Source organism: Microbacterium oleivorans (assembly GCF_001644225.1).
Lineage (GTDB): Bacteria > Actinomycetota > Actinomycetes > Actinomycetales > Microbacteriaceae > Microbacterium > Microbacterium gawkjiense.
Map to the genome: position 1 here is coordinate 499,407 of NZ_LSTV01000005.1, position 18,378 is coordinate 517,784.

At 71.1% G+C, this 18,378-nt stretch carries 20 protein-coding genes; 8 read left to right on the forward strand and 12 right to left on the reverse strand.

Annotation, left to right across the window (positions count from 1 at the left end):
• The first annotated feature begins 26 nt into the window (after window positions 1-26).
• Together AYL44_RS13920 and AYL44_RS13925 are read left to right on the forward strand one after the other, a co-directional pair.
• Window positions 27-578, forward strand: coding sequence for a helix-turn-helix domain-containing protein (locus AYL44_RS13920; protein ID WP_064003866.1), 552 nt, complete (start codon window positions 27-29; stop codon window positions 576-578).
• A 31-nt stretch (window positions 579-609) separates the two neighbouring features.
• Window positions 610-1,191: a hypothetical protein gene (locus AYL44_RS13925; protein ID WP_064003867.1), complete on the forward strand. Its 582-nt coding sequence runs from the start codon at window positions 610-612 to the stop codon at window positions 1,189-1,191.
• 3 nt (window positions 1,192-1,194) lie between these two features.
• On the opposite strand, the gene AYL44_RS13930 is transcribed toward AYL44_RS13925, so the two are convergent.
• Entirely contained in the window at window positions 1,195-1,569 is a 375-nt protein-coding gene (locus AYL44_RS13930) for a VOC family protein (protein ID WP_064003868.1), read from the reverse strand.
• 61 nt (window positions 1,570-1,630) lie between these two features.
• The gene (locus tag AYL44_RS13935) at window positions 1,631-2,254 is read right to left on the reverse strand and encodes a hypothetical protein (protein WP_064003869.1); all 624 of its coding nucleotides are present in this window, start codon (window positions 2,252-2,254) and stop codon (window positions 1,631-1,633) included.
• 428 nt (window positions 2,255-2,682) lie between these two features.
• Between AYL44_RS13935 and AYL44_RS13940 the strand changes: the two genes are divergently transcribed.
• Window positions 2,683-3,828 carry an HNH endonuclease signature motif containing protein gene (locus tag AYL44_RS13940; protein ID WP_082886219.1) on the forward strand — a complete coding sequence of 382 codons (1,146 nt, stop codon included), beginning with the start codon at window positions 2,683-2,685 and terminating at the stop codon, window positions 3,826-3,828.
• A 104-nt stretch (window positions 3,829-3,932) separates the two neighbouring features.
• Here the strand turns inward: AYL44_RS13940 and AYL44_RS13945 are convergent, their stop codons facing one another.
• From AYL44_RS13945 to aztA, 3 genes are all read right to left on the reverse strand, one after another.
• Window positions 3,933-4,196 carry a hypothetical protein gene (locus AYL44_RS13945; RefSeq protein WP_064003870.1) on the reverse strand — a complete coding sequence of 88 codons (264 nt, stop codon included), beginning with the start codon at window positions 4,194-4,196 and terminating at the stop codon, window positions 3,933-3,935.
• Between the two features lie 101 nt (window positions 4,197-4,297).
• Window positions 4,298-5,980: a glucose-6-phosphate isomerase gene (gene pgi, locus AYL44_RS13950; protein WP_064003871.1), complete on the reverse strand. Its 1,683-nt coding sequence runs from the start codon at window positions 5,978-5,980 to the stop codon at window positions 4,298-4,300.
• A complete protein-coding gene (aztA, locus tag AYL44_RS13955) occupies window positions 5,977-6,669 on the reverse strand; it encodes a zinc ABC transporter ATP-binding protein AztA (protein WP_064003872.1) in 693 nt (230 codons plus the stop codon). The genes pgi and aztA overlap by 4 nt, the downstream gene beginning before the upstream one ends.
• A 54-nt stretch (window positions 6,670-6,723) precedes the next feature.
• Here aztA and aztB point away from each other — a divergent pair, with 54 nt between their 5' ends.
• The 4 genes from aztB to aztD are packed head-to-tail and all read left to right on the forward strand — an operon-like array spanning window position 6,724 to window position 10,845.
• Complete coding sequence (gene aztB, locus AYL44_RS13960) at window positions 6,724-7,569, forward strand: zinc ABC transporter permease AztB (protein ID WP_064003873.1); 846 nt, start codon at window positions 6,724-6,726, stop codon at window positions 7,567-7,569.
• Window positions 7,566-8,750 (forward strand): hypothetical protein, encoded by a 1,185-nt coding sequence (locus AYL44_RS13965; protein ID WP_064003874.1) that lies wholly within the window; start codon window positions 7,566-7,568, stop codon window positions 8,748-8,750. The genes aztB and AYL44_RS13965 overlap by 4 nt, the downstream gene beginning before the upstream one ends.
• On the forward strand, window positions 8,747-9,643 hold the full coding sequence (locus tag AYL44_RS13970) for a metal ABC transporter substrate-binding protein (RefSeq protein WP_064003875.1): 897 nt from the start codon (window positions 8,747-8,749) through the stop codon (window positions 9,641-9,643). Before AYL44_RS13965 ends, AYL44_RS13970 begins: the two co-directional genes overlap by 4 nt.
• Window positions 9,644-9,666: 23 nt before the next feature.
• On the forward strand, window positions 9,667-10,845 hold the full coding sequence (gene aztD / locus AYL44_RS13975) for a zinc metallochaperone AztD (protein WP_064003876.1): 1,179 nt from the start codon (window positions 9,667-9,669) through the stop codon (window positions 10,843-10,845).
• An 85-nt stretch (window positions 10,846-10,930) separates the two neighbouring features.
• Here aztD and AYL44_RS13980 read toward each other — a convergent pair whose 3' ends face one another.
• The 3 genes from AYL44_RS13980 to AYL44_RS13990 are packed head-to-tail and all read right to left on the reverse strand — an operon-like array spanning window position 10,931 to window position 13,736.
• On the reverse strand, window positions 10,931-11,788 hold the full coding sequence (locus tag AYL44_RS13980; protein WP_064003877.1) for a hypothetical protein: 858 nt from the start codon (window positions 11,786-11,788) through the stop codon (window positions 10,931-10,933).
• The gene (locus tag AYL44_RS13985; protein ID WP_064003878.1) at window positions 11,785-12,477 is read right to left on the reverse strand and encodes a LuxR C-terminal-related transcriptional regulator; all 693 of its coding nucleotides are present in this window, start codon (window positions 12,475-12,477) and stop codon (window positions 11,785-11,787) included. The genes AYL44_RS13980 and AYL44_RS13985 overlap by 4 nt, the downstream gene beginning before the upstream one ends.
• Window positions 12,465-13,736, reverse strand: a complete 1,272-nt coding sequence (locus tag AYL44_RS13990; protein ID WP_064003879.1) for a sensor histidine kinase — start codon at window positions 13,734-13,736, stop codon at window positions 12,465-12,467. The genes AYL44_RS13985 and AYL44_RS13990 overlap by 13 nt, the downstream gene beginning before the upstream one ends.
• 103 nt (window positions 13,737-13,839) lie before the next feature.
• On the opposite strand from AYL44_RS13990, the gene AYL44_RS13995 reads away from it, so the two are divergent.
• Entirely contained in the window at window positions 13,840-14,670 is an 831-nt protein-coding gene (locus tag AYL44_RS13995; RefSeq protein ID WP_064003880.1) for an aldo/keto reductase, read from the forward strand.
• 26 nt (window positions 14,671-14,696) lie between these two features.
• On the opposite strand, the gene AYL44_RS14000 is transcribed toward AYL44_RS13995, so the two are convergent.
• From AYL44_RS14000 to AYL44_RS14020, 4 genes are all read right to left on the reverse strand, one after another.
• Window positions 14,697-15,866 carry an RtcB family protein gene (locus AYL44_RS14000; protein WP_064003881.1) on the reverse strand — a complete coding sequence of 390 codons (1,170 nt, stop codon included), beginning with the start codon at window positions 15,864-15,866 and terminating at the stop codon, window positions 14,697-14,699.
• A gap of 520 nt (window positions 15,867-16,386) precedes the next feature.
• On the reverse strand, window positions 16,387-16,599 hold the full coding sequence (locus AYL44_RS14010; protein WP_064003883.1) for a hypothetical protein: 213 nt from the start codon (window positions 16,597-16,599) through the stop codon (window positions 16,387-16,389).
• Between the two features lie 23 nt (window positions 16,600-16,622).
• Window positions 16,623-17,558 carry a DNA-3-methyladenine glycosylase family protein gene (locus AYL44_RS14015; RefSeq protein ID WP_064003884.1) on the reverse strand — a complete coding sequence of 312 codons (936 nt, stop codon included), beginning with the start codon at window positions 17,556-17,558 and terminating at the stop codon, window positions 16,623-16,625.
• Window positions 17,559-17,628: 70 nt separating this feature from the next.
• Window positions 17,629-18,354: a winged helix-turn-helix domain-containing protein gene (locus AYL44_RS14020; protein ID WP_064003885.1), complete on the reverse strand. Its 726-nt coding sequence runs from the start codon at window positions 18,352-18,354 to the stop codon at window positions 17,629-17,631.
• Between the last annotated feature and the right edge of the window lie 24 nt (window positions 18,355-18,378).

Sequence of the window (18,378 nt, forward strand, 5' to 3'; positions counted from 1 at the left end):
CTTGCGGAAATGGCAAACTGATCTGCATGACGATGGATCTCAGTCGGGTCGGTGCGCGGCTGCGCGCGGCGCGGCAGCAGCGAGGATGGACCTTGGCCGACCTCGCGTCGAAGGCGGGGATGTCGACGAGCACGCTCTCGCGGCTGGAGTCCGGGCGACGCCAGGCATCCCTCGAACTGCTGCTGCCCCTCGTGTCGGTCCTCGATCTGCGTCTCGACGACCTCGTGCGCGGGGAGCCCGCCGACCCGCGGGTGCGGCGGGCGACCGAGCGGCGACACGGCAGAGTGGTCGCGCCGCTCACGCTCGAGCACTCGCCGGTGCAGACGTACAAGATCCGCTTCCCCGCCTCTCGTGCCGCGCCGTCGCCGAAGGTGCACGAGGGGGTGGAGTGGTTCTACGTCCTGAGCGGCACGATCCGGCTCGTGCTCGACGGGCGGGAGCATCTCATCGGGGCGGGCGAGGCGGCGGAGTTCGACACCCGCCTGCCGCACAGCATCAGCGCCAGCTCGGACGGACCGGCCGAGGTGGTGAGCATCTTCAGCTCGTCGGGCGAGCGCATCCACGTGCACGGGGCGTGACGGTGTCGGGGGCCGGTCGTACGGTGTCGCCATGAGAGCCGATGAGCTGTTCCTCCAGGCGGATGCCGCGTTGCGCTCCGTCATCGATCGCATCGACGCGGCCGACCTGTCGAAGCCGGCGCCGCAGGAGTGGACGTCCACCCCTGACCCCACCTTCCGCGACATCCTCTTCGCGCACGCGTACGACGAGGCGTGGGTCCCCGATGTCCTCGCCGGGAAGTCGGTCGCCGACGGCGACGAGTTCCGGAACGCGGACCTGCTCGGCGACGACCCGATCGCGTCGTACGACCGGCTGAACGACACCGCGACCGCTGCGGTGCGTGAAGGTGTCGAGCCCGGGACGAGGTTCCGCTTCCAGTACGGCGACTACCCCGCCGACGAGGGGTACGCGCACCTGGCGACGTACCGCGCGTTCCAGGCGTGGCTGATCGCGAAACGGCTCGGCATCCCGTTCCACCTGTCGCCCGAGCTCATCGCGGGGTTGAACGAGCACGTCGTGCCGCACGCCGACGAGTGGCGTCAGTGGGGTGTGTTCCCGCCCGCGATCGAACCGCCCGCGGGTGCCGACGACGAAACGCGGCTGCTGTGCGCGGTGGGGTACTGGGAGGCCTGATCCTCAGCGCTCGTGCACGGCGAGCACGTTGCCGGCCGGGTCGCGGAACCATGCGATCACCGGGCCGCCCGTCTCGCGCATGATGCCCTTCGAGTCGGTGGGCATGTCGTCGTAGATCGCGGTCTCGACACCCTTCGCGTTGAGCTCGTCGACGGCGGCGTCGACGTCGTCGACGGGGAAGTTGAGGATCGTGAAGCCGGCCGGCTCGTGGTGCGGCTTCGCATAGATGAGCACAGCGGCTCCCGACGCCAGGTGGAGCTGCAGGAAGCCGTTGTCGAGTGTGACGACCTCCAGGCCGAGGGTGTCGGCATAGAACTCTCGCGCCGCATCGATGTCGTCGACCGCGAAGCCGCTGTACGCGCCGTCCACCTGGAACATGGTCGTCTCCTTCGCCGAGGTGTGCGACCAGGGTCCCGCTGCGGCTGGGAGTTGTCCAGGGTCAGTCGGTGGGTGAGTCGTTCGGCGAGGAGAACACGGGCACGGATGCCGGGCGTTCCGACGCGACCGCGAGAAGAGCGACGATGCCGAGGCCCAGGGTGCCGGCGAGGAAGCCGAGAATCCCGAGCGCGGAGGCGAGTCCGACGGTCTGCATCGCGGTCGCCCGGTCCATCATGAGGAGCTGGCCGAGGGCGACCGATGCCACCTGCACACCGAGGGCGATCGCCGGCATCCACCGCCACCGGCGCGGCACGACACCGGCGCGCGCGATCTGCACGACGGCGACGAGGCTGAGCGCGAGTGGGACGAGGATGGTGACCTCCCACGGGACGATCGGCGTCGGGTTCGTCGGGTCCTGGAACAGGCCGACGACCCGCATCGCGGGCGACCAGAGCGCGAGGAGGATGAGTGCGATCGTGCCGAGCGGCCTCCGCGCGGTGACGCTGTCGTGCGCCGACGACCCGATCGCGAACACGAGGACCGACGCCGCCCACAGGATGTCGACGAGGAGGGCGAGCGTGTCGGTGAGGGGTGTTCCCGGGGTGGCGCTCTGCAGCATCCCGGCGACACCCGCGCCGATCAGTCCGACGCCGCCGATCGTCCAGGTGAGTCTGCGTCCGCGCATGCCTGCACGCTAGCGCGTGCCGTCACGCCGCGGTGTGGTTCGGGCAGGGGCGGCGTTCGCCTGCCGCAACATGCCGTGGTGGCTTGCACTTCGTGACAGAGGAAGGGGCGGCGCCGGGGCCCGGTGCCGTTCAGGAGAGGGGATGCCGGGGGCGGCCTTCGCCTGTCGCAACACGCCGCCGCCTGCGGCGCTTTGCGACGGGGGAAGGTGGGCGGCGCCGGGTGGGTTCGCTCGCCTGTCGCAACATGCCGTGGCGGGCTGCACTTCGTGACAGGGGAGCGGTGGTGGAGAGGCCCGGGTGCCGTTCGGGGGAAGGGGGATGCCGGGGGTGGCGAGGCAGGCGTTTCGGGGGTGTCGAGCGCGAGGCCACGGTGCCGGAATCGATGTCGGAACCCCCTCCTAGTCTGGGACTATGTCCAGTTCAGCCGATGCTCGCGACGAGGTCCCGGAGGGGATCCCGTCGACGCTGGACTGGGTGGTGCTNNCGCCGCCGGGAGGAACCGGTCGCGTTCGTGGAACGGTCGGTGCGACTCGAAGTCGCATCCGCGCTGCGGATCACCGAACACGCGGCGGGACGGTTGATGGGTGTCGGGCACGCGCTGCTGCGCCGGTACCCGCAGGTGTGGGAGGCGATGAGCCGCGCGGACATCACCGACACCCACGCGACGATCATCGTCGACGGGCTCGACCAGCTCGACGACGTGACCGCCGGGCTGGTGTCTGAGGTGCTGAGCCTGGCCCAGGAGCTCCCGACCGGGCCGTTCCGGCGGGCGATGAAACGCATCGTCGACCGGGAGCAGGAAGCGACCCTGGCGGAGCAGCACGCCGCCGCCGTCGCGCACCGGCACGTGCGGGTGGATGCGGGGGTGGATGGGATGGCGTGGCTCACCGCACACCTCCCCGCAGTGGAAGCACACGCGATCGCCGGGCGTCTCACCGCGATCGCGAAGACGCTCGACTCCGCCGACGACGAGCGCACCCTGGATCAGAAACGCGCCGACGTGCTCGGGGACCTCCTCCTCGACGGCGAAACCGACGCGCTGCCCGAGACCGCGCGCGGTATCCGCCCCACCGTCGCGATCACCGTCCCCGCCCTCACCCTCCTCACCGGTGACGGCCCGGCCGCGCAGGTCGATGGCGTCGGCCCGATCCCGCTCGATAAGGCGCGGGAGTTGTGCGGGGCGGCATCGGGGTGGATGCGGGTGCTCACCCACCCCGAGACCGGGGTCGTCCTCTCCGTCGGACGGGAGCACTACCGGCCACCCGCCGACCTCCGACGGCTGGTCACCTGGCGGGCCGCCCGGTGCATGGCGCCGGGATGCGGCATCCCCGCCGACCGGTGCGACCTCGACCACACCACCGACTGGCAGCACGGCGGGAACACCGCCGCCGACAACCTCGCCCCGCTGTGCCGCGGGCATCACACCCTCAAACACCAATCCGACTGGCAGGTCAGAGCCAAACCCGGCGGCGCACTCGAATGGACCTCACCCGCCGGCCGGGTCTACCTCGTCCAGCCCGAACGCCGCATCCCCACCTTCACCGTCGACCCACCCGGACCGCCACCGTTCTAGTGATCAGCGGACGCACCGAAGCCAGGGGCCTCCCAGGCCACCAGGCCACGGAGCCACCACGCCACCGGGCCGGCGAACGACACTGCCCGCCCTGCGGTGCGATCTCAGTCCGCGACGTCGACCGTCACGATGAAGCCATCGTCAGATACGTCGATGAGGCGGTCGGTGTACAGCTCGATGACGTCACCCGCGTCGTCCTCGTGCATCCCGCGGAGGGCGCGCCCGCTGGGCACTCGTGCGATCGTCGTGCGCGAGCCATCTCGCTCGATGGCCTCCAGCTCCACGATCGTGCCGGTGACGTCGATGACCTCGGGGCCGTCCGTCTCATCCAATCCGTGATGCGTCTCGAGGAATGGACCGTCGGCCATGGGGATCAAGGTCCATTCCACGTTCGTGAACCGGACGAGTTCAGGGCCGCAACAGTCGTGCTCTCAGCCCCCGACCTCGATCTCGAGGCGCATCCGGACCCTCAGGCCCGGTGGTCGCGGTAGTACTCCAGCAGCGCCTTGGTCGAGGCATCCTGCGACTCGAACGCGTCGCCGTCGCCCTCGATCGCCGGCGCGATCTGCATGGCGAGCTGCTTGCCGAGCTCCACACCCCACTGGTCGAACGAGTTGATGCCCCAGATCACGCCCTGCGTGAAGGTGATGTGCTCGTACAGCGCGACGAGCTCGCCCAGCACCCGCGGCGTCAACGACGGCGCGAAGATCGACGTCGTCGGACGGTTGCCGGGGAACGTCCGCGCGGCGACGAGCGTGCCGGTCGTGCCCTCGGCCTCGACCTCCTCGGCCGTCTTGCCGAACGCGAGCGCCTTCGTCTGCGCCAGGAAGTTCGCCAGGAACAGTCCGTGCACGTCACGGTCGCCGTCGGTCAGCGCGTAGGCGGGGTTCGCGAACGCGATGAAGTCCGCCGGGATCAGCCGCGTGCCCTGGTGGATCAGCTGGTAGAACGCGTGCTGACCGTTCGTCCCCGGCTCACCCCAGAACACCTCGCCGGTGTCGGTCGTGACGGGAGAGCCGTCCCAGCGCACCGACTTGCCGTTCGACTCCATCGTCAGCTGCTGCAGGTACGCGGCGAACCGGCTCAACTGCTGCGCGTACGGCAGCACCGCGTGCGACTGCGCGCCCAAGAAATTCGTGTACCAGACGTTCAACAGCCCCATCAGGACCGGGACGTTCTGCGCCAGCGGCGTCGTCCGCACGTGCTCGTCCACGGCGTGGAACCCGGCGAGCAGCTCGCGGAACGTGTCGGGTCCGAACTCGATCACGAGCGACAGCCCGATCGCCGAATCCACCGAGTAGCGGCCACCCACCCAGTCCCAGAAGCCGAACGCGTTCGCCGTGTCGATCCCGAACTCCGCGACCTTGTCGAGCGCCGTCGACACCGCGACGAAATGGTGGGCGACGGCATCCTTCTTCTGCTCGTCGCTGCCGTCGATCGCCCCCGCCGACGCGAGGCCCTCCCACAGCCAATCCCGCGCGAGGCGCGCGTTCGTCAGCGTCTCGAGCGTCGTGAACGTCTTCGACGCGACGATGAACAGCGTCGTCTCGGGGTCGAGGTCCTTCGTCTTCGACGCGATGTCGAACGGGTCGATGTTCGAGATGAAGCGCGCCGAGATACCGGCATCCGCATACGGCTCCAGCGCCGCCGAGATCATCACCGGACCGAGGTCCGATCCGCCGATGCCGATGTTGACGACCGTCTCGACCTTCTTGCCCGTGATGCCGGTGAACTCACCCGACCGCACCCGTCCGGCGAACTCCGCCATCGCGTCGAGCACGCCCTGCACGTCGGCGTCGACATCCTGGCCGTCGACCGTCAGCGACGGCACGGCGTCTGCCGGACGGCGGAGCGCCGTGTGCAGCACGGCGCGGTCCTCCGTCGTGTTGATGTGCTCGCCCGCGAGCATCGCGGCGTACCGCTCGGCGACACCGGTCTGCTCGGCGAGACGCACCAGCGCGGCGACGACCTCGTCGGTCACGAGGTTCTTCGACAGGTCGACGTGCAGATCCGCGACGTCGTGCGTCAGCTTGGCGACGCGCTCCGGGTCCGACGCGAACCAGCCGCGGAGGTCCGGGGTGAAGCCCGCCTTCAGCGACTCGAGTTCAGCCCAGGCGGAGGTGGTGGTGGCATCGATCGGAGCGTTGGTCACCCCTCAACGCTACTCACGTTCTCGAGGCTCCGTCCACGCATGACAGACGCGCCGATCCGGCCCTCCGCCAGTGTCACCACCCCATCGACCTCCCCGAGTTCGCCGAGGTCGTGCGTGACGACGACGACCGCCGCGCCCCTGCCCGTCGCGACACGCAGAGCGGATGCCGCGGCCCGCCTCGACGCGTCGTCGAGACCGCTCGTCGGCTCGTCGAGCAGCAGCAGATCCGCGTCCTGCGCGAGGGCCTGCGCGACGAACGCCCGCTGCCGCTGACCGCCGGAGAGGGCGCCGAGCGGACGCCTGGCGAGCCGCGCCAGCCCGACCGCGTCGATCGCCTCGGCGACGCGGTCCCGGTCGCTCCGCCGCAGCGGGCGGAACGCGCCGCGCTCACGCCACCGGCCCATCGTCACGAGGTCGGTGACGGTGAGCGGCAGGCGCGCGCTGCCGTCGGTTTTTTGCGCGACGAGGGCGACGGCGGTGCCGGGGCGCCGCTGCACCGACCCCGACGTCGGTGCGCGAAGTCCGGCGAGCACCGAGACGAGCGTCGACTTCCCCGATCCGTTCGCGCCGACGACGGCGGTGAGCCGTCCGGCGTGCACGTCAAGGTCGACCCCGTCGAGCGCGCGGTGCCCCTCGAGGTCGACGCGGACGTCGCGCAGGCGGACGACGGACTCGTCGGGGTGCGGCATCCGGCCATTATTGCAAATGAAAACCGTTCTCAATTACGTGTACAGTCGGGCACCGTGTCCGTCCTCCTCGACCCGTTCGCCGTCGCCTTCGTCCAGCGCGCCCTCCTCGGCGGCGCGCTCGTCGCCGTCGTGTGCGGGGTCGTCGGGACGTGGGTCGTCCTGCGCGGCATGGCGTTCCTCGGCGAGGCGATGGCCCACGGCATGCTCCCGGGCATCGCGATCGCCACCCTCACCGGCTTCCCGCCCGTCGCGGGCGCGGCTGTCAGCGCCGCCGTCATGTCCGTCGGTGTCGGCGCGCTCCAACGCCGCGGGCGGCTGTCGGCCGACACGAGCATCGGCCTGCTCTTCGTCGCGAGCCTCTCCCTCGGCGTGATCGTCATCTCCGCCTCGCGCAGTTTCGCGACGGATGCCTCGGCCATCCTCTTCGGCGACATCCTGGCGATCGAGCGGGGCGACCTCGTGCTGCTCGCAGGCGCCGCGGTCGTCACGCTGCTGGTCGCCGCCGCCGGACACCGCTCCTTCGTCGCCCTCACCGTCGACCCGCGCCAGGCGCACCTGCTGGGGCTGCGCCCGCGCCTCGCGCACGTCCTGCTCGTCGGTCTCGTCACGCTCGCCGTCGTCTCGGCCTATCAGGCCGTCGGTTCGCTGCTCGTGGTCGGCATGCTGCTCGGTCCCGCCGTCGCCGCCGGCGCGTGGACCCGCCGCATCGTCCCCACGATGCTGCTCGCCGCCGTCATCGGCGTCGTCGCCGTCGCCGCCGGGCTCGTCCTCTCGTGGCACCTCGGCACCGCCGCGGGAGCCACCGTCGCCTTCACGGCGATCTGCTCGGGCGCGGTGTCCACCGGCATCCGCGCCCTCGCCCGTCTCACCCGCCCCACCCTCGCCGAAAGGACCGCATGAACCGCCGCGTCCCGATCGCCCTCGTACCCGTCCTCGCCCTCACCCTCGCCGGCTGCCAGTCAGCGCCGGCGTCCGCCCCCGAGCCGACCGGCGACGGGCACGGCGCCATCGCCGGCGCGACCGAGCTGGCCGAGCCGGCGCTGCACCTCACGAGCGTCACCCCGGCCGGTGAGGTGCACCACCTCGACCTGCTCGACGAGACGAGCGAGAGCCTCGGCGAGATCGCCCGGCCGACCTCGCTCGAGACCGACGGCCGCTTCCTCTACGCGGGCCGCGACGGCGGCGTCGGGATCGTCGACAGCGGCGTCTGGACCTGGAACCACGTCGACCACTTCCACTACTACGAGGCCCCCGCCGCTCTGCTCGGCGACCTCACCGGCGGCGGCGAACCGACCGTCGTCGCCAGCGACCTCGGCGCGGGCGTCCACTTCGACGGGGGAGAGGCCGTCCTCCTCGACCTCGACGCGCTCAAGAAGGGACGCCTCGAGGAGCGCTTCCGCCTCGACGTGCCCGCTGGCGCCGGCATGGTCGTCCCGCTTCCGACCGGCGCCCTCGTGGCGGATGCCGACGGCCTCCGCCACGTCGATGCGACGGGCGCCGAGCTCGAGACCGTCCCCTGCACCGAGCCCGCCGGCTCGATCACCACGAACGTCGGCGTCGTCGTGGGCTGCGCCGACGGAGCGGTGCTGGCGGTGACGGATGCCGACGGCACCACGTTCGAGCGGATCCCCTACCCCGCGGGCGCCGAGGACCGCGCCGTCTCGTTCGCCGCACGCGAGGGTCGCCCGACCGTCGCCGGCGCGACCGGCGGCGACGCATTCTGGCTGCTCGACACCCGCGAACGCACGTGGACCCGCATCGACGCCGGCGAGCCCCTTGCGCGGGTCGTCGCGGTCGACGACGCCGACCAGCACGTCGTGGCGCTCACCGCGACGGGCGAGGTGCTCGTCCTCGACGGCGAGACCGGGAAGCACCTCGCCCGCACCGAGCCGCTCGTGGCGGCATCCCTCGCCGATGCCGCCCTCGCCCCCGGCGTCACGCTGCAGATCGACGCGAACCGCACGTACCTGAACGGACCCGCCGAGGACGCCCTGTTCGAGATCGACCACGTCGACTCCGCGCGCATCGCCCGCACCTTCGACGCGGACGCCCCCGCCTTCGTCGCGGAGACGGGCCGATGAGGCGCGCGCTCGCCGTGGTCCTGGTCGCGGGCGTCGCCGCACTCGCCGGGTGCGCCGCCGCCGGACCCGACCGTCCCACCGTCGTCGTCACGACCGACCTGCTCGGCGACATCACCGCGAACCTCGTCGGCGACGAGGTCGAGGTCGTCACCCTCATGCCGCGCGGCAGCGATCCGCACTCGTTCGAGCTGTCGGCGCGCGAGGCCGCGACCCTGCGCACGGCCGACCTCCTCGTCTCCAACGGCCTCGGGCTCGAGGAGGGCGTGCAGCATCACATCGACGCCGCCGTCGCCGACGGGGCGACCTCGTTCGTCGCGGGCGACCACATCGAGCCGCTGGACTACGCCGACTCGGATGCCGTCGACCCCCACTTCTGGACCGACCCCACCCAGACCGCGCGGGTCGTCGAGGCGCTCGCGCCCGCCCTGGTACGGATCGACGGGGTCGAGGCATCCGTCGTCGACGACGCCGCGGCGGCGTACCTCGACCAGCTTGACGAGTTGGATGCCGAGATGGCCAACACCCTCGGTGCGATCCCCGCCGAGCACCGCGCGCTCGTCACGAACCACCACGTCTTCGTTTACCTCGCGCGCCGCTACGACGTACGGATCCTCGGGGCGGCGATCCCTGGGGGCACCACGCTCGCCGCTCCCAGCGCCGCCGACCTGCAGGACCTCGTCGACGCGATCGACGAGGCCGGCGTGACGACGATCTTCGCCGACTCCTCGCAGCCGGATCGGCTCATGCGGGTGCTCGCCGACGAAGCCGGCCGCGACGTCGACGTCGTCTCGCTGTTCACCGAATCGCTCGCCCCCGAAGGCTCACCCGGCGGCACCTACCTCGACATGATGCGACGCAACCTGCAGAGCATCGCCGACGACCTCACCCCGTGAGGCATTCCCTGGAAAGGAAACCCATGAAGAAGACCCTGCAGTTCGGCGCCCTCGCCGGTGCCGCTGCCCTCGTGCTCGCCGGATGCGCGAGCGCCGCACCACCGGCATCCGCCCCCGCCGACAGTGCCGCACAGACCGCACCGGACGGGCCCCGGGTCGCCGTCGCGTACGCGGGCGGTGTGCTCGTCCTCGGCGGCGCCGACTATGAGAACCTCGGCGAGTTCGCCTCGGAGGACTTCATCCGTCTGAACGCGGCCGGCGACGGCCGCCACGTGATGGTGACCACGTCGGAGGGCTTCCAGCTGCTCGATGTGCAGAAGCCGGAGCTGACCGACCTGGTCGTCCCCGCCGCGGCCGCGGGACACGTCGTCTCGCACGCGGGCAAGACCGTGCTCTACGACGACGCGACGAGCGACACGACGATCTTCGACTCCGCCGAGCTGGCGAAGACCGGCGACGCCCTCCCGAAGGCGGAGGTCGTCCCCGGCGTCACCGCGCACCACGGCGTCTCGGTCGAGCTGGAGGACGGCACGCTGCTGACGACCGTCGGCGACGAGTCGGGGCGCACCGGTATCCGTGTCCTCGACCAGGACCGCAACGAGATCGCGTCGAACGACGAGTGCCCCGGGGTCCACGGTGAGGGGACCGCGAAGGACGAGACGGTCGTGTTCGGGTGCGAGAACGGCGCCCTCGTCGTGAAGGACGGCGAGATCACGAAGCTCACCTCGCCCGACGAGTACGGCCGGATGGGCAACGCCTACGTCTCCGAGAACAGCCCGCTGGTCGTCATGGACTACAAGGACGACCCGGATGCCGAGGGGTACCTCCTGCGCAACATCACTCTGATCGACACCGAGGCGAACACCCTTGAGAAGGTCGCACTGCCCGAGGGCGTCGAGTACACCTACCGCGGCGTGGGCCGCGGCCCGGATGACGAGGCGGTCCTGATCGGCACCGACGGTCAGCTGCACTCGATCGACCCCGCCACGGGCGAGATCACCGGATCGCTGCCCGTCGTCGACCCGTGGGAGGGCCCCGCCGAGTGGCAGGACCCGCACCCGTCCGTGAAGGTCGCCGGCTCCCTCGCCTACGTCACCGACCCGGCCGACAGCGAGCTCGTCGTCGTCGACCTCGACGCCGACAAGATCGCGAAGACCGTGACGCTCGACCACGTCCCGAACGAGATCGCCGCCGTCGGCTGACGCCTCACACACCGCGAGCCGTCGCGGACGGTCGTTTCCCCGGTTCGGGGGCGACCATCTGCGACGGCTCGTCGTGCGTGAGGGGCTAGACGCCGGGGCGGAGGGTGACCGTACCGGCCGAGACGGTGGCGTCGATGGTGCGCGTGGCGCTCGTCGAGGTCTGCAGACGGTTGTCGAACGTGCCGACGGAGACGTCGGACGTCACGCGGTACGCCTCGTCAGGGAGGGTCGCCACGAGGGTCCCCGCGCTGAGATCCACACGGACGTCGTCGAGGGCTTCGCCGCGGAGGTCGGCAGTGATCTGACCTGCGCCGATCGTGAGGTTCGCACGCTGCACCCCGTCGACAGCGACGTCGGCATCACCGGCGCTGACATCGACCCGGACGTCGTCCGCGGTGCCGGTCACCGTCGCGTCGCCCGCACCGACCGACACGTTGAGGAGCCCGTAGGTGCCGTCTGCCGTGACCGATCCGGCCGCGACGTTGACGTCGGCATCCAGCTTCTGGTCCGCCATCTCCTTGGGCAGGGTCAGTGTGGCGCGGTTCTCGGCCGCGTCGAATCCCACCTGCAGCATCCACCACGGGCGCGAGTTGGAGAGGGACAGCGTCTCGCCGCGTCGCTCGAGCTTCCAGTCGCGGTTCCCGTCGACGGTGAGGGTCGCCTCGTCGACGTCCGCATAGTCGACGACGACGTGACCGGCCGAGACGTCCAAGGACAGGCCCGTCACTCCTGCGACATCGGCCGATTGATCGCCGGCGCCCCGATTCGTGCTCGCGTAGGCGATCGAGCCGATGCCCGAGACGAGCGTCCCGAGCAGCAGTACGCCGCCGAGCGACATCGCGATGATCGAGACGATCTGCGCCGACGCGCGCCGCGGCTGCTGCGGTGGCTGCGGGGCAGGCGTCGTGGGAGCGGTGGGCGGGGGAGTGAGGTCGATGCTCATCGGTTCGTTCCGTTCTGATCGGGATGCCCGGGGGCGGGCGGTGCGCTGTGTTCGAGGTGGACGAGAGCCGCGAGCACCCGTCGGTTCCCGTGCTCGTCCTGTTCGAGGCCGAGCTTCTGGAAGAGGGAGGTGATGTACTTCTCGACGCTCGCCTCCGAGACGAACAGCGCCGACGCGATCGCGGCGTTGCTCTTGCCCTCGGCGATGAGCGCGAGCACCGAGCGTTCGCGGTCGGTGAGGCGCGACATCCGCTCGTCCCGGGCGCGGCGCGTCAGCAGTTGCGCCACCACCTCTGGGTCGAGGACCGTCGCGCCGGCGGCGATCCGATCGATCGAGTCGAGGAAGTCCCGCACGTCGGCGACGCGGTCCTTCAGCAGGTACCCGAGGGCGGCGTTCTGTCCGGTGATGAGGTCGCTCGCGTAGCGTTCCTCGACGTACTGGCTGAGCACCAGGACGGGGAGGGTCGGATGCTGCGCCCGCAGCGTCAGCGCGGCCCGGATGCCCTCATCGGTGAAGGTCGGCGGCAGCCGCACGTCGAGGATGCAGAGCTCCGGCGCCGTCTCGGTCACCGCCTGGACGATGCCGTCGGCGTGGGGGAGGGCGGCGACCACGGTGTGGCCTGCGTCCTCGAGCACGCGGACCAGGCCTTCGCGCAGCAGCGTGGAGTCCTCGCAGATCAGGATGCGCACGGGAGCGTCACCTCCAGGGACGTCGGCCCACCGGCCGGGCTGTCGAGTGTCGCGGTGCCGCCGGCGGCGAGCACCCGGTTCATGATCCCGTCGAGGCCACCGCCGGGGAGCACGCGGGCCCCGCCGATGCCGTTGTCCTCGACGCGCGCCCAGATGAGCCGTCCGGTCTGGGCGTCGCCGCGGCTGCGGACCACGACGCGCACCTCGGTGGCGCGGGCGTGCTTGGCGGCGTTGGTGAGGGACTCGGCGATGACGAAGTAGACCGCGGCCTCCGAGGTGGCGCTGCACCTCTCGTCGAGGCGGACGTCGAGGGCGACGGGCACGTGGGACCGTGCCGCGAGGGCCGAGAGGGCGGCATCCAGTCCCCGGTCGTCGAGGACGGACGCGTGGATGCCGCGGGCCAACTGTCGCAGCTCGGTGATGGCGGCCTTCGTCGAGGTGTGCGCCTCGTCGATCAGCGCCTTCGCGGCGACCGGGTCGGAGTCGATCTTCTGCTGCGCGAGCCCCAAGGTCATCCCGACCGAGACGAGCCGCGGCTGGACGCCGTCGTGCAGGTCGCGTTCGATGCGGGTGCGCTCGACCTCGCTGGCCCGCACCGCGCCGGCACGCTGCGCGCCGGCGGCACGCGCCTGCTCGGCGAGGACGGCCTCGCGGGAGGGGACGAGGATCGACCGGGTCAGCAGGTCGTCGAGGAGGGAGATCCCGAACAGGATGCCGAGGCTCACCAGGACCGCGAGTATGCCGCCCGCGACGGCCCAGCCGCCCGTGACCGGGACGCCGAGGACCGGCAGTCGGCCGCCCGCGGCGCCGCCGAGAGGCGAGACGGCGAGTCCGATGCCGGTCACGCCGGCAGACGTGGCCCCGATGACGATCCAGCCGAGCACGGAGGCGATCGCGAAGCTGCCGATGCCGCGCCACATCGCCCCGTCGATGAACTGGAGCCACAGTGTGCGGAGGAATCCGCGGAAGCCCGGCTGGCCGCTCGTGCGGATCGCCAGCGAGGGGATGCCGTGACCGTACAGCCCCTCGGCGCGCTCGTGCTCGAGCCAAGCGCCGGCCCACGCGAGGTAGACGGCGGCGATCATCAAAGGAATGCCGATGCCGAACACGAGCGCGAGTCCGACACCCGTGCCGAACAGGGTGAGCACGGTGGTCAGGATGCCGATGCCCACCAGAGCGACGGCGGCGAGCTGCGCGAGCGCGCCGAGCCGCCGCAGCGGGCGGAGCCGTCGGGGAGGCGAGGAGGTGTCGGAAGTCATGTCACCCACGCTAGGGGCGGGGTCAGCCCCCCACATCGGGGCCGTCCGGAGACCTCGCTTCGGGTTATCCCCCAGAGGCCGGGATCGGGCGTACGGTGGCGGAATGGTCAGCATCCCCACGGTCTCCCTGAACGACGGCACCGCGTTCCCGCAGCTCGGTCTCGGCACGTACAACCTCCGCGGCGAGGACGGCACGAATGCCATCGTCGCGGCGATCGAGGGCGGCTACCGGCTGCTCGACTCGGCCGTGAACTACGAGAACGAGCGCGAGGTCGGCGAGGCCGTCCGGCGAAGCGGCATCCGTGACGAACTGATCGTCACGACGAAGGTCCCCGGACGCGACCACGGGTACGACGAGACGCGTCGCAGCGCCGAGGGCTCGCTCGAACGCCTCGGACTAGACCGCATCGACCTGTACCTCATCCACTGGCCCAACCCGAGCGTCGACAAGTACGTCGACACCTACCGCGCGATGGTCGACCTGCAGAAGGAGGGACGCGTCGGATCGGTCGGCGTCTCGAACTTCACCGAGCCGATGCTCGCCCGCATCATCGAGGCGACCGGCGTCGTGCCCGCGGTGAACCAGGTCGAGCTGCACCCGTATTTCCCGCAGGCGCACCTGCGCGCTTTCCACGCCGCGCAGGGCATCCGCACCGAGAGCTGGAGCCCCCTCGCGCGGCGGTCGGAGCTCCTCAGCGAACAGGTGGTGACGGATGCCGCCGCCGCCCACGGCGTCACGCCCACCCAGGTCGTGCTCCGCTGGCACGTGCAGCTCGGGACCACCCCGATCCCGAAGTCCGCCGATCCCGCACGCCAGGCCGAGAACGCCGACGTCTTCGGGTTCTCGCTCACGGACGACGAGGTCGCCGCGATCTCCGCGCTCGAGCGCGGCCGGCTGTGGGACGGCGACCCCGACACCCACGAGGAGATGTAGGGGCCGCCGCCCGGAGAGAGCGCCGGTCAGTCGCCCTTCACATTGACGAGCTGGCGCAGCGTGTGCCGGATCTCGACGAGGTCGGCGGCGTCCGCCATGACCCGGTCGATCGGCTTGTACGCCTGCGGGATCTCGTCGATGAACGCGTCCGTGTCACGGAACTCGATGCCCGACATCGCCTCCCGCAGCTGCTCGTGCGTGAACGTCCGACGCGCCGCCGACCGCGAGTACTCCCGCCCCGCGCCGTGCGGTGAGGAGTTCAGCGAGAGCGGGTTGCCGAGTCCGGAGACGACGTACGAGGCCGTGCCCATCGACCCGGGGATGAGCCCGGGCCGTCCCTTGTCCGCCTGGATGGCGCCCTTCCGCGACACCCACACCTCCTTGCCGAAGTGCTTCTCGCGCTCGGTGAAGTTGTGGTGGCAGTTGATCCGCTCGTGCTCGACGACGTCCTCTCCCATCACCTCGGAGAGCTGACGCGAGACCCGGTCCATCATCTCCTCCCGGTTGAGGAGGGCGAAGTGCTGAGCCCACCGCAGCTGACGGATGTACTCCCAGAACTCGTCCGTCCCCTCCACGAGGTAGGCGAGGTCGCGATCGGGCAACTCGATCCACCACTGCGTCGCCAGCCGCTGCGCGACGGCGATGTGATGCGTGGCGATCTTGTTGCCGACGCCCCGCGAGCCGGAATGGAGGAACATCCACACCGCGTCGGTCTCGTCGACCGAGATCTCGATGAAGTGGTTCCCCGACCCGAGCGACCCGAGCTGGTTCCGCCAGTGCCCCGCGTAGGATGCCGGGTCGAACCCGTTCTTCGCGGCGAGCTCCTCCAGCTCGGCGACGCGCGGCTCAGCGGTGGCGACGATCTTGCGGTTGTCGCGGCCGGCCGACAGCGGGATCGCGCGTTCGATCTGCTCCCGCAGGGCCGCGAGGTCGCGCTCCACGAGCTGCGCCTTCGTGAACTGCGTGCGGACGGCGATCATGCCGCATCCGATGTCGACGCCGACGGCCGCCGGCATGATGGCGCCCAGCGTCGGGATGACCGAGCCGACGGTCGCCCCCTTGCCGAGGTGCGCATCCGGCATGAGCGCCAGGTGCGGGTGGATGAACGGCATGCGTGACGAGGTGCGAGCCTGTTCGACGGTCTTCTCGTCGATGATGCTCGCCCACGACAGCAGCCTGTTCGAGAGCTTCTCCATGGTTCCTTTCCTTCGTGGAGGGCCCGGGAGCCTTCGTGCGGAGAGGAACACACGAGAAGACGCCCCGGACCTGTGCGGTGCGGGGCGTCGGACGGTGATGGCGTCAGACGGCGCGCGCCGGAGGGTACGGCTCGTAGCGGAACGGGACCTTGGTCTCGTTCCGCTGGAGCAGATCACGCTGCTGCGTGGTCATCGCGTCCTCCGGGTTCTCGCCGTGCCGGTCGGCACAGCCCTGCTACGTTAGCGGCCCGGGCGTGTCGCGTCAAAGGTCGATCGTGCGCATGCCTGAGACGTGTGGCAGGGTGGCCGCATGGGTGGACTCCTCGGCTGGCATCTCCTGATCATTTTCGGAGTGGTCCTGATGATCGCGTTGATCGTCTGGGGGATCTACTGGGTCGTGCGGCTGGCTGCACGACACGGAAGCGAGGATGCCGCCGACCGTCGCTCCCGCGTGGGTAGGTCTCAGGCGAGGTAGCCCCACCAGCCGTCGCTCAGATCGAGCGGAATGTCTGTGCTCACGTCAGAGCTGCGCGCCGTCGTCGTCGCGGTCGTAGATGCCCTCGTTGCGCCCGCGGCGCGACTCGTAGGCGATCAGCCAGCCGATCGAGATCGCGGCGGCCAGGACGAGGCCGATCCACACGTTCTGCAGGATCAGTCCGAACAGGATGCCGCCGACGAACAGCAGCACCGTGCCGATCACCCAGAACCGTCGTCCCCGCTGCCGCTGCGCCATGCGCCCAGCCTACGGCGGGGTCCTCAGCGGGCCCGGTGATCCTCCGGCGCGAGGCGCGGACCGCGCCGCGGCTCCACGACGCCGCTCGCACCGATCAGGCGGATCACGCGCTGCCGGTGACCCTTCCACGGTTCGAGCAGCTCCCGCATCCCGTCGTCGTCGACGCGTGATCCGGTCAGCGCGTAGCCGACCTGGTGGGCGACGTGATAGTCCCCGAAGCTCACGGCGTCGGGGTCGCCGAAGGCGCGGATGCGGGTCTCGGCGCTCGTCCAGACGCCGACGCCGGGCAGGCTCATGAAGACTCGATCGCGGTCATCCCCTGTCGTCGCGGACTCGGCGGCGCGCTCGATCGACGCGCGACGGCGCGCGGCATCCACGATCGTGCGTGACTGCGGCGGCTCGAGCCCCGCACGATGCCACGACCAGCTCGGGATCATCCGCCAGTCCGCCGGGGGCGCGTACATCGGCCGCGGCGTCGGGCCGGGGGCCGGCTCGCCGTGGTGCGTCAGGATCCAGCGCCACGCGCCGAACGCCTGCAGCCCCGTCACCTTCTGCTCGAAGACGCTGCTCGCGAGCGCGTCGAAGACGAGGTCGGTGGCGCCGATCCGCAGATCGGGTCGCCGGTGGTGGGTCGCCGCGATGAGCGGATGCCGCGACGCATCGAACCCCTCGGGGTCGTCGCCCGCGCCGCACAGCCGCGGCAACTGATCCAGCGTCCACGCCGCGCCAGGACCCCACGCCGCCGCACGCACCGTCCGGAGCCCCGGCCGGATCGCGATCGTGGCGATCCCCTCCGGTGTCCGCGTCGCGCGCCAGATCACGCCGTCGACCGTGGTCTGCGACGGGTCGTGCGCGCCCCGCTGCTGATAGCGGATCGCGCCCGCCCCATCGGTCGGGACCTTCGGTCGGTACTCGGCCTCGAGCGGCTTGACCGACGAGGGTGGCGGCGGATGCGGCATCCGTTCGCGCAGTCCCGTCCTCATGCCGACACCCTACGTCCGGGTGCTGACAGCGCACCCGGCGCGACGGTCAGAAGCGGTCGGGCGAAGGGGTGCCGTGGCCGTAGCGGATGACGACGTCGGCGTGGCGGTCGAACCGGTAGCCGATGCCGCGCACGGTGCGGACGATGTCCTCGTAGCGGCCGAGCTTCGAGCGCAGGCGGCGCACGTGCACGTCGATCGTGCGCTCGCCGGGCGCGTCGTCGCCGTCGGCGTGGCTCCACAGCGACGAGACGAGCTCGGTGCGCTCGATCGTGCGACCTTCGCGCAGCACGAGGTACTGCAGCAGCTCGAACTCCTTGAAGGTGAGCGACGCGGTCTCGCCGTCGATGTGCACACGGCGGCGGGAGATGTCGATCGTGACGCCACCGGGGACGTGCTCGTCGAGCGGCTCCTCGGGCTTCGTGCGGGCCACGGCGGCCGGCTCGTGCAGCGCGAGCCGTACGACGTCGACGTCACGGCCGCCGGCGCCGACGGGGGCGAGGGCGACGGTCGCGTGCGTCTCGGCGGAGGGCGCGAGCTCGGCGATGGTGCGGCGGAGCGCGTCGACGATCACCGAGAGGCTGACGCCGTCGGCGGCGGCCTTCAGCTCGTCGAGGCCGACGTAGAGGGCGAAGCCGCGCGGCGCGGTGCCGGCGGGCAGTCCGCTCGCGGACGGCGCGGGGCGGGGAGCGGCGGGACGGGCCGGCGCGATGTCCTCGACGGCGCGGAGGTGGCGGGGGGCGGTGGGAGCGGAGAGGAGAGCGGAGGTCGACATGGCGATGTCCTTCGAAGGGGGAAC

Excerpts from the sequence above, each read along its gene's own strand:
- AYL44_RS13920 (WP_064003866.1), top strand. The coding sequence starts at position 27 with ATGACGATGGATCTCAGTCGGGTCGGTGCGCGGCTGCGCGCGGCGCGG.
- AYL44_RS13925 (WP_064003867.1), top strand. The coding sequence starts at position 610 with ATGAGAGCCGATGAGCTGTTCCTCCAGGCGGATGCCGCGTTGCGCTCC.
- AYL44_RS13930 (WP_064003868.1), bottom strand. The coding sequence starts at position 1,569 with ATGTTCCAGGTGGACGGCGCGTACAGCGGCTTCGCGGTCGACGACATC.
- AYL44_RS13935 (WP_064003869.1), bottom strand. The coding sequence starts at position 2,254 with ATGCGCGGACGCAGACTCACCTGGACGATCGGCGGCGTCGGACTGATC.
- AYL44_RS13945 (WP_064003870.1), bottom strand. The coding sequence starts at position 4,196 with ATGGCCGACGGTCCATTCCTCGAGACGCATCACGGATTGGATGAGACG.
- aztA (WP_064003872.1), bottom strand. The coding sequence starts at position 6,669 with ATGCCGCACCCCGACGAGTCCGTCGTCCGCCTGCGCGACGTCCGCGTC.
- AYL44_RS13965 (WP_064003874.1), top strand. The coding sequence starts at position 7,566 with ATGAACCGCCGCGTCCCGATCGCCCTCGTACCCGTCCTCGCCCTCACC.
- AYL44_RS13970 (WP_064003875.1), top strand. The coding sequence starts at position 8,747 with ATGAGGCGCGCGCTCGCCGTGGTCCTGGTCGCGGGCGTCGCCGCACTC.
- aztD (WP_064003876.1), top strand. The coding sequence starts at position 9,667 with ATGAAGAAGACCCTGCAGTTCGGCGCCCTCGCCGGTGCCGCTGCCCTC.
- AYL44_RS13980 (WP_064003877.1), bottom strand. The coding sequence starts at position 11,788 with ATGAGCATCGACCTCACTCCCCCGCCCACCGCTCCCACGACGCCTGCC.
- AYL44_RS13990 (WP_064003879.1), bottom strand. The coding sequence starts at position 13,736 with ATGACTTCCGACACCTCCTCGCCTCCCCGACGGCTCCGCCCGCTGCGG.
- AYL44_RS13995 (WP_064003880.1), top strand. The coding sequence starts at position 13,840 with ATGGTCAGCATCCCCACGGTCTCCCTGAACGACGGCACCGCGTTCCCG.
- AYL44_RS14000 (WP_064003881.1), bottom strand. The coding sequence starts at position 15,866 with ATGGAGAAGCTCTCGAACAGGCTGCTGTCGTGGGCGAGCATCATCGAC.
- AYL44_RS14010 (WP_064003883.1), bottom strand. The coding sequence starts at position 16,599 with ATGGCGCAGCGGCAGCGGGGACGACGGTTCTGGGTGATCGGCACGGTG.
- AYL44_RS14015 (WP_064003884.1), bottom strand. The coding sequence starts at position 17,558 with ATGCCGCATCCGCCGCCACCCTCGTCGGTCAAGCCGCTCGAGGCCGAG.
- AYL44_RS14020 (WP_064003885.1), bottom strand. The coding sequence starts at position 18,354 with ATGTCGACCTCCGCTCTCCTCTCCGCTCCCACCGCCCCCCGCCACCTC.